Source organism: Variovorax sp. MPBD4-3 (genome assembly GCF_058809745.1).
Genome location: NZ_JBXASW010000014.1, coordinates 94330 through 105612 on the forward strand (window position 1 = coordinate 94330; position 11283 = coordinate 105612).

At 69.0% G+C, this 11283-nt stretch carries 12 protein-coding genes, 1 tRNA gene and 1 pseudogene; 5 read left to right on the plus strand and 9 right to left on the minus strand.

Annotation, left to right across the window (positions count from 1 at the left end; translation table 11 throughout):
• Positions 1–70: 70 nt before the first annotated feature.
• The 5 genes and pseudogenes from AC1RVW_RS11505 to AC1RVW_RS11525 form a co-directional block, all read right to left on the minus strand.
• Positions 71–556, minus strand: a complete 486-nt coding sequence (locus AC1RVW_RS11505) for a hypothetical protein (protein ID WP_234382314.1) — start codon at positions 554–556, stop codon at positions 71–73.
• 187 nt (positions 557–743) lie between these two features.
• The gene (locus tag AC1RVW_RS11510; RefSeq protein ID WP_493199992.1) at positions 744–1229 is read right to left on the minus strand and encodes a copper chaperone PCu(A)C; all 486 of its coding nucleotides are present in this window, start codon (positions 1227–1229) and stop codon (positions 744–746) included.
• Between the two features lie 41 nt (positions 1230–1270).
• Positions 1271–1881 (minus strand): annotated as a pseudogene (locus AC1RVW_RS11515) (SCO family protein).
• A gap of 124 nt (positions 1882–2005) precedes the next feature.
• Positions 2006–2407, minus strand: a complete 402-nt coding sequence (locus tag AC1RVW_RS11520) for a DUF2946 family protein (RefSeq protein WP_493199994.1) — start codon at positions 2405–2407, stop codon at positions 2006–2008.
• A 67-nt stretch (positions 2408–2474) separates the two neighbouring features.
• Positions 2475–2551: transfer RNA gene (locus AC1RVW_RS11525), tRNA-Met, on the minus strand.
• A gap of 146 nt (positions 2552–2697) precedes the next feature.
• Here AC1RVW_RS11525 and AC1RVW_RS11530 point away from each other — a divergent pair.
• Both AC1RVW_RS11530 and AC1RVW_RS11535 read left to right on the plus strand, forming a co-directional pair.
• Entirely contained in the window at positions 2698–3363 is a 666-nt protein-coding gene (locus AC1RVW_RS11530) for a sigma-70 family RNA polymerase sigma factor (protein ID WP_493199996.1), read from the plus strand.
• Positions 3360–4604, plus strand: coding sequence for a hypothetical protein (locus AC1RVW_RS11535; RefSeq protein ID WP_493199998.1), 1245 nt, complete (start codon positions 3360–3362; stop codon positions 4602–4604). Before AC1RVW_RS11530 ends, AC1RVW_RS11535 begins: the two co-directional genes overlap by 4 nt.
• 33 nt (positions 4605–4637) lie before the next feature.
• Here the strand turns inward: AC1RVW_RS11535 and AC1RVW_RS11540 are convergent, their stop codons facing one another.
• Positions 4638–5417 (minus strand): enoyl-CoA hydratase, encoded by a 780-nt coding sequence (locus AC1RVW_RS11540; protein WP_285414158.1) that lies wholly within the window; start codon positions 5415–5417, stop codon positions 4638–4640.
• Positions 5418–5514: 97 nt separating this feature from the next.
• Here AC1RVW_RS11540 and AC1RVW_RS11545 point away from each other — a divergent pair, with 97 nt between their 5' ends.
• Together AC1RVW_RS11545 and AC1RVW_RS11550 are read left to right on the plus strand one after the other, a co-directional pair.
• On the plus strand, positions 5515–5850 hold the full coding sequence (locus AC1RVW_RS11545) for an SMR family transporter (protein WP_093130430.1): 336 nt from the start codon (positions 5515–5517) through the stop codon (positions 5848–5850).
• Positions 5851–5911: 61 nt separating this feature from the next.
• A complete protein-coding gene (locus tag AC1RVW_RS11550) occupies positions 5912–6496 on the plus strand; it encodes a DUF2325 domain-containing protein (protein WP_493200001.1) in 585 nt (194 codons plus the stop codon).
• On the opposite strand, the gene AC1RVW_RS11555 is transcribed toward AC1RVW_RS11550, so the two are convergent.
• Genes AC1RVW_RS11555 through AC1RVW_RS11565 form a run of 3 tightly spaced genes read right to left on the minus strand, consistent with a single transcriptional unit; the run spans position 6497 to position 10237 of the window.
• Entirely contained in the window at positions 6497–8347 is a 1851-nt protein-coding gene (locus AC1RVW_RS11555) for a M61 family metallopeptidase (protein ID WP_106936788.1), read from the minus strand.
• Positions 8347–9069, minus strand: coding sequence for a DsbC family protein (locus AC1RVW_RS11560; protein WP_081271109.1), 723 nt, complete (start codon positions 9067–9069; stop codon positions 8347–8349). The genes AC1RVW_RS11555 and AC1RVW_RS11560 overlap by 1 nt, the downstream gene beginning before the upstream one ends.
• Before the next feature lie 40 nt (positions 9070–9109).
• Positions 9110–10237 carry an FAD-dependent monooxygenase gene (locus AC1RVW_RS11565; RefSeq protein ID WP_493200004.1) on the minus strand — a complete coding sequence of 376 codons (1128 nt, stop codon included), beginning with the start codon at positions 10235–10237 and terminating at the stop codon, positions 9110–9112.
• 146 nt (positions 10238–10383) lie between these two features.
• Here AC1RVW_RS11565 and AC1RVW_RS11570 point away from each other — a divergent pair, with 146 nt between their 5' ends.
• Positions 10384–11265 (plus strand): MOSC domain-containing protein, encoded by an 882-nt coding sequence (locus tag AC1RVW_RS11570; protein ID WP_106936790.1) that lies wholly within the window; start codon positions 10384–10386, stop codon positions 11263–11265.
• The last annotated feature ends 18 nt before the right edge of the window (positions 11266–11283 follow it).

The following is an 11283-nucleotide window of genomic DNA, read 5'->3' on the forward strand; positions in this document are numbered from 1 at the left end:
AGCCGCGCGCCCAGCCGTTGGCGCCGACCGCTTGCGGCGCCGATTGGCCGGAATTCCAGATGCCGCGCAATCACCTGGTCGCGCTTCGCGCCAGATGCGCCCGGCCGAAAGGCGTGATGCGCTTGATCACCGCCAGCCCCTGCGGCTCGCCGTCGGCGGCCTTCCATGTGAGCGCCGGGCCGATGACCGCATCGACGAAGCCCGCCTGCTTCAGTGCCTCCACGCAGCCGATCGCCTCCCTGTCCTGCACCCGAAGGGGGAAGGCCGAACTTTCTATGGCGCGAAGGTAGTCGAGCGGCTCGAGCCTGGCGTTCGATGCCTTCTTCGGCGATGTGCTGCTGCCGTTGCCCTCGCCGCCGCGCAGCCGGTCGATCTCGGCATGTCCGTCGTCGGTGATGCAGATCACCAGCGCGTCCTGCGCCAGCCTGTAGCTGCCCTTGCCGGTGTCGTAGGCCGGGTCGATGGCGGCCTCGATGAGGCCGGTCGCCTTCAGGACGGAGACCCGGCGCACATCCTGCGCGCCGGTCACGTGCATCGGCAGGCGAGCGTTCTCCAAGTGGAGCAGGTAGCTGAGCGGCACTGAAAACCCCCGTATGCACCTCCCTCGGCCATCCGGCCCACGAAGACGCCGGCCGGGGAGGGGATGGTTTGTCAATATTTATTAACAATTCTTGTGCGTCCCGGGGGCGGGCGCCATCACCGAAACAGGGTAGTTCCTTCAGCCGGTCCCGCGCCGGGGGCGCTCAGTGCTTGTGCCCGCCGTGGCCCGCCGCCGGCTGCGCCGACGCATTCAGCGCCCGCACCGGCGCCTTCACCTCCACCGTCTCGCGCTTGCCGTCCTTGCCCTCGAATACCAGCGTGAGCGGCACGGTGTCGCCTTCTTTCACCTGCTGCTTGAGGTCGAGCAGCATCACGTGATAGCCGCCGGGCTTGAGTTCGACGGCCTTGCCGGCCGGCAGGTCCAGCGCGGCGATCTGGCGCATGCGCATCACGTTGTCCTGCATGGCCATCTCGTGCACTTCGACGACCGGCGTGACGGGCGAGCTGGCCGACACCAGCCTGGTGTCCTTTGCGGCGCTCAGCTGCATGAACGCGCCGGTGGCTTTCTGCTGCGGCACGGTGGCGCGCACCCAGGCGTCCTTGACGGTGACTTGCGCGTGCGCCGCATGCGCGCTGAGCAGCAGCGCTGCGCTGGTGACGGCGAGGATGTGTGCAATGCGGTTCTTCATGGTCTGGATCTCCTTGGATTGGATTTGAATGGTTGAAAAGGTCAGGCCTGCAGGATCTTGCGCAGGTCGTCGGCGCATTCCTGCGCGCTCTGCTCGTGGCGCAGCACGAGGCGGATCTTTCCCCTGGGGTCGAACACGTAGCTGAAGGCCGAGTGGTCCATGGGTACGAGGAGCCGGTGGGCACCTTCTTGTAGAAGACCTTGAACTCCTTCGCGGTGTCGCTGGTCTTCTGCGCGTCGCCATACAGGCCGATGAAGCTCGGATCGAAGGCCTGGGTGTAGGCCTTGAGCACCACGGGCGCGTCGCGCTCGGGGTCGACGGTGACGAAGATCACCTGCAGCCGTTCGCCGTCGGCGCCGAGCAGCCGCCTGATCTCGGCGGCGCGCACGAGCGCGGTGGGGCACACGTCGGGGCATTGCGTGAAGCCGAAGAACATCATCACCGCCTTGCCCTTGAAGTCGGCCAGCGTGCGCTCGCGGCCGTCGGGGTCGGTCAGGCGGAAGTCCTGTGCGTAGGTGGCGCCGCTGATGTCGACGCCGTTGAAGCTGGCGGGCAGCACTTTGCCGTTGTCGCAGCCGGCGAGGGCCAGGGCCGCAAGCGCGGTGCCGCCGGACAGCAGCAGGCCACGGCGTGAAAGCGTGGAATGAGTCATGGATAAAAGCTCTCTGGCGCCCGGACGCGAGCGCCGATCGATGCGTTGTGCGGAGGACCGCGATGCGACGAAGCCAGCCCTCAGGCGGCGGCATCGCATGCGCGGACGAGCGAAACGGGAAGCGTCAGGAGAGCGAAGGAGGGCCGCGCGCGGGCGGAGGTGCCGCTGTGCCCACGGCGACGTGCGCGGCCGGAACCGGCTGCACCGCATGGCACGGCGGCACGAGCGCGGGAAGTTCGACCGCGGGCGTCGCGGGCGGCGCGCCTGCCAGCACGCACAGCGGGCAGTCCATGTGGCCCATGCCCAGCTCCTGCGCGCCGTCGTCGGTATGCACGATGGCCTTGACCGACCCGGCGCTCGAGCAGACCAGCTCCACGGACTGCGGATGCACCACCGGCGACGCGATGGCCGCGCCGAGCGACAGCGCGAACCACAGCAAGACCCAGCGGATCAGGCCCGCGCCGGGACGACGCAGGCCTGCGCGGACGGCAGGCGTGGTCGGTGTGGCGCGGAAGGAGGCGGGCATTGCCGCCGATTATCCTTCGGCCAAGAAAAAAGCCTTGCAAGTCAATGACTTGCAAGGCTTATATTGTTGGTGGCTCTTCACGGACTCGAACCGCGGACCTGTGGATTATGATTCCATCGCTCTAACCGACTGAGCTAAAGAGCCGTTCGGCATTGTTTGGTGCCGAGCCCAAAATTATAGCCCAGCTTTTTGCCCGAGTTCAACAGCCTGCTGGCCACCCGATTCGATTTTTGCAGGCTCGAACCCCGAAGCCGCTCGTCGTCCGTACAAGCCCGGGTGAAAATCCTCCGATGTCCGCGCTTCCCCGCGCCCCTTCCGTCGACAGCGCCACCGAGCGACAGGCCATGCCCGACGACCAGTTGATGCTGGCCTACGCGCAGGGCGACGCCGCCGCGTTCGACGTGCTCTATGCGCGCCACGAGGGCGGGCTGTTCCGCTTCGTCAAGCGGCTGCTGGGCGCGCGGCTCGCCGCGCAGGCCGACGAAGTGTTCCAGGACACCTGGGTGCGGATCATCTCGGCGCGCGACAGCTTCTCGCCGCAGGGCGCCGCCTGGCGCACCTGGGCCTTCACCATTGCACACAACCTTGCGATGGACCGCCTGCGCGTGAGCGGACGCGAAGTGGCGCTCGATGCGCATCCCGACGACGACGGCGATCCCGTGCCCGCGCTCGAGCGCGGCGTGCGCGGCGCGATGGACGCTGCCGCGCATCCATCCGCCGAGGAGCTCGCTTTCTGGCGCGCCGCCGGCCGCCGGCTGCTGGCCTGCCTGGACGAGCTCCCGAGCGACCAGCGCGCCGCGTTCCTGCTGCACCACGAAGACGGCCTGACCGTCGAGGCGCTGGCCGCGAGCCTGGAGATCGGTTTCGAGACCGTGCGCAGCCGCCTGCGCTACGGCCTGCAGAAGCTGCGCGGCTGCATGGCGCGTTACCTTGCGGTGCTGGAGCAGCGAGCATGAGCGGCAACGGCACCACCGGTTTCGACCGCGACGATGAACGCGACCTGCGCGACCCGGCCCTGCGCCGCGCGCTGGACCATGCGCCCGACAGCGACGCAACCCCCGACCCGCGCACGCGCGATGCCATCCTGAAGATGGCGCACAACCTTGCCGCCACCGTGCCGGCCGCGCAGAACACCGTCGCCAACACCGTCGCCAACACCGCCGCCAACAGCGCGAGCGCCGTGCCGTGGTGGCGCCGTGTCTTCGGTGGTGGCGGGGAGCCGCGTTCGCGCATGCCTTGGAATGCGGCGTTCGCCACGGTGCTGCTGGCGACTTTCGTGACGGTGCTGTGGCATCGCGAGCCGGTGCCGGATGCACAGCTGGATGGCGAGGCACGCGTTGCCGGCGCTGCGGCTCCAGCGGCGGCCCCACCTGCGCCTGCGCCGGCTCAACCGGCGGCAGAGGCCGCGCCTCCTGCGGAACCGCCGGCGGCTGCCGCGCCTGCGCCTCGACCGGCATCGCCGCCATCTGTTGCCGCCAAAAAAGCGCCCGCCGCCGAACAGAAACAAGCGCAGGCCCAGCGCGATGCCGGCGCGGATGCCGTTCGCCGCCCCGCGCCGCCATTGCAGGCTGCCCCAGCGCCAGTCGCGCCGGCGCCTGCATCGCCTTCAGCCGCAGTGGCTGAGCAGGCCGCTCCCTCGCGCAGCGACGAGCAACGTGAAGAGCGCTTGAAAAACGAACGCCGGCGCGCCTATTCGGCGGAGGCTCCGGCGCCTGCAGCGCCTGCAGCGCCTGCAGCGCCTGCAGCGCCTGCACCGGCCATCGCGCCGCTGCCACCGCCGCAAGGCGACAACGCGAGCGCAGACGCCTCCGGCGCGCTGCAGCGCGCCCCCGCTCCGCGCGCTGCAGTACCCAAGTCGGTCCTGCGGGCAGAAGGCCCGGCGGGCTTCACTGCGCTGGACAGGTGGACGTCCTTCAGCTTCGCGGGCTCAGGCGCCGAAGTGCGCCACGCGCGCGGCGACATCGAAGGCTTGCCCGCGCTCGTTGGCACCGTGGCCCGTTCGGCGACGGCGCCCGGCGAAGCACTCGCCGCGCCGGTCGAGGCGCGTCTTTCGCTCTATCGCGGCAGCACGCTCGTCGCCGTGCTGGAGCTCGCCGGCGGCCAGGTGCGCTGGACGCCGCAGCCCGGCGGCACCGCGCTGGTCGGCACGCCGCCCGCGCAGGCGCTCGACGCGCTGCGCGCGCTGCTCACGCGCTGACCGGAACGCACATCCGGCCGCGCGCATCCGCCCTCAGGCGTTCTTGAAGTCCGGCTGCCGCTTGTTCAGGAAGGCGTCCATGCCTTCCTTCTGGTCCTGCGTGGCGAACAGCGCGTGGAACAGCCGGCGCTCGAACATCACGCCGTCGCTCAGGCCGCTCTCGAAGGCGCGGTTGACCGATTCCTTGGCCGCCATCACCGAGATCTGCGAGAAGCCGCAGATGATCAGCGCCGCGCCCAGCGCCTCGTCGGCGAGCTTCTCGAAGGGCACCACGCGGCTCACGAGGCCGGCGCGCTCGGCTTCGGCCGCGTCCATCATGCGTGCCGTGAGCACCATGTCCATGGCCTTGCTCTTGCCCACCGCGCGCGGCAGGCGCTGCGTGCCGCCGGCACCGGGGATCACGCCGATCTTGATCTCTGGCTGGCCGAACTTCGCGTTGTCGGCCGCGATGATGAAGTCGCACATCATCGCCAGCTCGCAGCCGCCGCCCAGCGCGAAGCCGGCCACCGCGCCGATCACCGGCTTGCGGATCGAGCGGATGATTTCCCAGTTGCGCGTGATGTAGTCGCCCTTGTAGGTGTCGATGAAGCTGTACTTGGCCATCGCCGCGATGTCGGCGCCGGCCGCGAAGGCGCGCTCGCTGCCGGTGAGGATGATGCAGCCGATGGCATCGTCCGCATCGAAGGCCTTCAGGGCCTGGCCCAGTTCGGTCATCAGCGCGTCGTTCAGCGCATTCAGGGCCTTCGGGCGGTTGAGGGTGATGATGCCGACCTTGCCTGCTTCGGTCCGCACTTCGATGTTTTCGTAGCTCATGGTGTCTCCGGGGAAGGGGAAGAAAAACGCGCTTCACTATACCCAGCATGGCCGGCGCGGGTGGCAGGGCATGGCGAGTTCCCATAGAGTGCCCGCCATGAGTTCCAACTATGCCTACCTGTTCGTCGCCATCGTGGCCGAAGTGATCGCCACCAGTTTCCTCAAGGGCTCGGATGGTTTCACGCGGCTGTGGCCCACGCTGGCCTCGGTGGCCGGCTATGTGGTCGCGTTCTTCTTCCTCTCGCTGACGCTGCGCACCATTCCGACCGGCATCGCCTATGCGATCTGGTCGGGCGTGGGCATCGTGCTGATCTCGCTCGTGAGCTGGCTGTGGTTCGGCCAGAAGCTCGACGGGCCGGCCATCGCGGGGCTCGGGCTGATCATCGCGGGCGTGGTGGTGGTGAACGTGTTCTCGAAGTCGGTTTCGCACTAATCACCAAATGGACTTCAGTTGAGAATTACTCTCATCTAGAATGCCCGCCATGGAGTTCCCGATGCAAGAACATGCCGTGTTGCTGCGGGCCTATGCCCGGGCCCAGGAGCGCTGCTCGCGCCTGCTGGCCGAGCAGGCCGCGCTGGTCGAAAGGCTCGAGGCGCAGATCGTCCGTTTACGCGGCGCACTGGTGGCGCGCGATTCGGCCGTTGCCATCGTGCGCGAGGAGCTGGCCGCGCGTGCCGCCGCGGGCGGGGCGCTGCCCAAGCGGCTGAATGCGCTGCTGTCGCCGGGCAGCCGGCGCCATCTGCGGCCGTCCCGGCCGCAAGCGCCCGCCGATCTGCGCGAGAAAGCCGTGCTTTGCGTCGGCCATGAAGACCAGGCGCCGTCGCTCGCACGCCAGCTGGTCGAAATCGCGGGAGGACGCTACCTGCACCACGACGGCGGTGCCGACGCGGACGATCCCGCGCTCGAAGCCAGCCTGCGTGCCGCCGACCTGGTGATCTGCCAGACCGGCTGCGTGAGCCACGGCGCCTATTGGCGCGTGCAGGACCACTGCCGCAGGACCGGCAAGCCCTGCGTGCTGGTCGGGGAGCCGCAGCCGATGATGTTCGTGCGGCACCCGGCCGCGCCGGAAAACGCCTAGCTAGCCGGCCAGCCAGCCCGCCGCCTTGGCGGCATCGTGCGCGAACAGGCGCCAGGTGGTCGCGTTGGCCGGCAGCGCGAGCGGCAGCCTGAGCAGCTTGCGGTCACGCGCGACGATGGCCGTGAACTTCGTCGCATCGCCCAGGTACAGCGCGAGGTCGTCGAGCTTGGCGATGCGCCAGGCTTGCGCCGGCCGCTGCTGGCCCTTCCGGCCGACAGCAGGCAGCTCGATGCCGATCCACTCGTCGTTCGCCGAAAAGCCGGCCTTCTCGGCCGCTCCGCCGCGCAGCACCACCTTGACCTGCACGCTGCCGTTGGTTTCGGCCACGCGCAGGCCCAGTACCTGCGCCTGCTGCGACGGGTCTTCCAGCGTGGCGACGCCGTGCGCACGCAGAAGCTGCGCAAGCGGAAGCTCCTCGGTCGAATGCACCCAGCGCGCGAGTTCCGCCGCATACGAGCGGCCGCTCACGGCCTCCAGCGCGGCCGCGAAGTCGGCTTCGCTGATCGGCCCGCCGCCGCTGTGCGTCCACAGGTGGCGCATCACGTCATCAAGGGTGCCCTTGCCTTCATGGCGCAGCGTGAGGTCGAAGCACAGCGCCACCAGCGCGCCCTTGGTGTAATAGCTCACCGTGCTGTTGGGCGTCTGCTCGTCCTGGCGGTAGTACTTGACCCAGGCGTCGAAGCTCGCGTCGGCCACCGGCTGCACCAGCCGGCCCGGCGTCTGCATGACCTGGTTGATGGTCTTGTTCAGCAGGCGCAGGTAGGCCGCGTCGTCGATGCGGCCGGCGCGGCGCAGCAGCAGGTCGTCGTAGTAGCTGGTGAAGCCCTCGAAGAACCACAGCAGCTGCGTGTAGTTTTCCTGGCTGTAGTCGTAGCGCGCGAACTCGGCGGGCCGCATGCGCTTGACGTTCCAGGTGTGGAAGTACTCGTGGCTGATGAGGCCCATCAGCGTGGTGTAGCCCTCGGGCTGCTTTTTCTTCTCGCCGCGCTGCGGCAGGTCGCGGCGGTTGCAGATAAGCGCCGTGGAGTGGCGATGCTCGAGCCCGCCGTAGCCGTCGTCCACCGCATTGAGCATGAACACGTAGCGGTCGATCGGCAGCTTCGGGCCGCCGCGCTTGCCGGCCTTGTCGCCGTGCCAGAAGCGCATCTCTGCTTCGCAGATGGCCTTGGTGTCGGCAATGAGCCGGTCGCCGTCGAACGAGGCTGCGGCGCCCGCCACCACGAAGCGGTGCGGCACGCCGCAGGCTTCGAAATCGGCGCTCCAGAAGGCGCCCAGTTCGACCGGGCTGTCGGCCAGCTCGTCGTAGTCGGCGGCGCGGTAGCTGCCGAAGCCGTGTTTGTCGGTCTTGAGCGGAACCAGCGCGGTGGCGCAGGACCAGCGCGCGGCATCCTCAGGCAGCACGGGCGCGACGATCTCCAGCGCATGCGGCGCGTCGGTCTGGCCTTCGACCCGCAGGCATACGCTGGTGCCGTTGAAGAAGCCGCGCTCGGCGTCGAGCCAGGCGGTGCGCACCGAGTTGTCGTAGGCGCAGACCTGGTAGTTCAGCACCAGCGGCTGGCCGGGCGTGCATTCGACGAGCCAGCTGCATTTGTCGAGCTGCGTCAGCGTCGGCTTGCGGCGCCCCTGCGTGGCGCGCAGGCCCTGCAGGTTCTTGGCGAATTCGCGCACCAGGTAGCTGCCCGGAATCCACACCGGCAGCGACACGCGCTGCTGCGCGGCGGGCGCGTCGATGGTCAGCGTCACCCCGAACAGGCGCGCATGGAGATCCGCGCATTCGACGCGAAAGCGCACGCCGGCCACGGGCACGGCGGTAGCGGCGGTACTGCGCCGCGCAGGAGCCTTCGTCGCCATCAGCTCGACGAAGCGGCGAGTTGCTTCTCGACCTGCTCTGCGGGAATGGCGCCGGGCGTGCGCGTGCCGTCGCTGAAGATCAGCGTGGGCGTGCCGGTGATGTTGTACTTGCGGCCGAACTCGACGTTGCGCTGCAGCGCGGTCACGTCGCAGCTGCTGGGCGCGGTGGCGGGACGGGTGCTCGACTCCATCCAGTCGCCCCAGGCCTTGCCCTTGTCCTTGCTGCACCAGATGTCGCGCGACTTGATGTTCGAATCGGGGCCGAGCACGGGGTACAGGAACAGGTAAACGGTCACGTTGTCGACCGTCTTCATGTCCTTCTCGAAGCGCTTGCAGTAGCCGCAGTTCGGGTCTTCGAACACGGCGAGCTTGCGCTTGCCGTTGCCGCGCACGATCTTGATCGAGTCCTTCAGCGGCAGCTGGTCGAAGGCGACGGCGCTGAGCTTCTCGACCCGTTCCTCGGTCAGGTTCTTGCGCGACTTCACGTCGATCAGGTTGCCCTGGATCAGGTAGTTGCCCTGCTCGTCGGTGTAGAAGATCTGCGAGCTGTTCACGCGCACTTCGTAGAGGCCCGGAATCGGCGACTTCGACACTTCGTCGATGGCGGGGAACTGCGGAATGCGCGCCGGCAGGTTCTTGCGGATCTCGGCTTCGCCGGCTGTGGCGGCCACGACCGCGCCCAGCGTGCAGGCGGCGAGTAGGAGGTTGCGTGCGAGTGTCATCGGGAGATCCGTTGGTTCGATTCGAGAAGATGGCGGGGCGTCAGGCCTTCAGGCCCATCGCCTGGGCCGTGATCCAGTGCTTGACGAGGCGCGTGCGGTCGAAACCGCGCATGCCCCAGTTGCGCAATGCAGGCAGCGGCCCCAGGTTGTGCGAGAAAAGTTGCTGCAGTCCGTCGGTCGCCAGGCTCATCTGCAGCACGTCGGCACGGCGGGCGCGTTCGTAGCGGCGCAGCAGGCGCGCGTCGCCCACGCTGCGCCAGTAGTCGCGGTTCTCGATCACATCGGCCAGCGCAGAGGCGTCGGCCAGGCCCAGGTTCAGGCCCTGGCCGGCGAGCGGGTGCACCGTGTGGGCGGCGTCGCCCGCCAGCGCCCAGGAGCGGGCCGGCTGGCCGGGCATGGCGCCGGTCCAGCGATCGGCGATGGCGCGGGCCAGCGGCCAGGCACCGCGCTCGCTCGTGAGCTTGAGCGCACCGAGCGCCGCGCGGCTGGCCTCGGTGACCGCGGCATTGAATTCTTCGTCGCCTTGCGCAAGCAGGGCCGGTGCGCGCAACTGGTCGACCGACCAGACCAGCGCGACCGTCCTGCCGTGCACGCCGCCCAGAGGCAGCAGCGCGAGCACCTCGCCCTTGTCGTTGAACCACTGGCGCGCGATGCCGTCGTGCGACTGCTCTGCCTCGAGCCGCGCCGCTATCGCATGCTGGGGATAGCGCGTGACCTCGTAGCTCACGCCGAGCGCCTCGCGCGTGGCGCTGGCCTTGCCTTCGCACACCACGGTGAGCGGTGCGGCGACCGGCTCGGCCACGACTTCGATCAGGGGCTGGAAGCGCACGGCGTCTGCCAGTTGCTGCTCGAGCGCGGGCACGTCGACGATCCAGGCCAGCGCGTCGACTTTCTGGCGCGTGGCGCTGAAATGCACCCGGCCGCCTTCGTCGCCGTGCACGAGCATTTCGCGCACCGGCGTGGCGTGCGCGGCGTCGGGCCAGGCGCGCAGCGATTCGAGCAGCGTGCGGGAGGCGGTGTTCAGCGCATAGGCGCGGACGTCCTGCTTGCCCTGCGTGGCCGGGGGCACCACCAGCGCGACGCGCACACGCTCGCGCGCGAGCAGCAGGGCCAGCGTGCGGCCGACGATGCCGGCGCCGCGAATGCAAACTTCTGGGGGGAGAGCCATGAAACGATTGTATGGATTACGCCCGCCCCCTCGCGGGGGCGCTACCAGCGGCCCGGCGGAGCCGGTCCCGCAGTATCCCCGGAACGGCTCAGGGTACTTTCCAAAGCTGCGGGACAATTGCCGCCGATTTCCAAGGAACCCCCACCGTGTCCCAGCCCGCTTTCGACCTCGAAGCCACCATCGCGCGCCTGTTCATCTACCCGGTCAAGTCCTGCGGCGGGGTCGAGCTTCCCGAGGTGCTGCTGACCGAGACCGGCCTGGAATTCGACCGCGCCTGGATGGTGGTCGACGCCCAGGGCGAATTCGTCACCCAGCGGCAGCTGCCGCGCATGGCGCTGATCAAGCCGCAGATGAAGCACATGGAAGTGGTTCTGCGCGCCCCCGGCATGCTGGCGCTGCACCTGGCCTTCGACCGCGTCGAGAAACCGGTGCGCGTGCGCGTCTGGAAGGACGAAGTGGCGGCCTACGACATGGGCGACATCGCCGCGCAGTGGTTCAGCGATTTCCTGTCGGAGCCCGGCAAGCCGCAGACCCTGCGTCTCGTGCGCTTCGACCCGGAACACAAGCGCCTGTCCAGCCTGAAGTGGACCGGCGGCATCGAGGCCGAGAACCAGTTCGCCGACGGCTACCCGGTGCTGGTGGCGAGCGAAGGCTCGCTGGCCGAGCTGAACGAGCGCCTTGCCGCGCAGGGCCACGATGCCGTGGGCATCGAGCGCTTCCGGCCCAACATCGTGCTGGCGGGCATCGAGTCGCACGACGAGGACCGGGTGGACGCGCTGCACATCGCCACCGGCGAGGGCGAAGCCGAACTCCGCCCCGTCAAGCCCTGCACGCGCTGCCCGATCCCGGACATCGACCCGGCCACCGCCGTCAGCAGCCCCGAGGTCGGCAACACCCTGCGCACCTACCGCGCCGATCCGCGCGTGGACGGCGGCATCACCTTCGGCATGAACTGCATCGTGATCCGGGGCGTGGAGCACGTGCTCAAGGTCGGCCAGCCGGTGGGCGCGAACTACAAATTCGAATGACCGGCGGCGCCCGGGCGG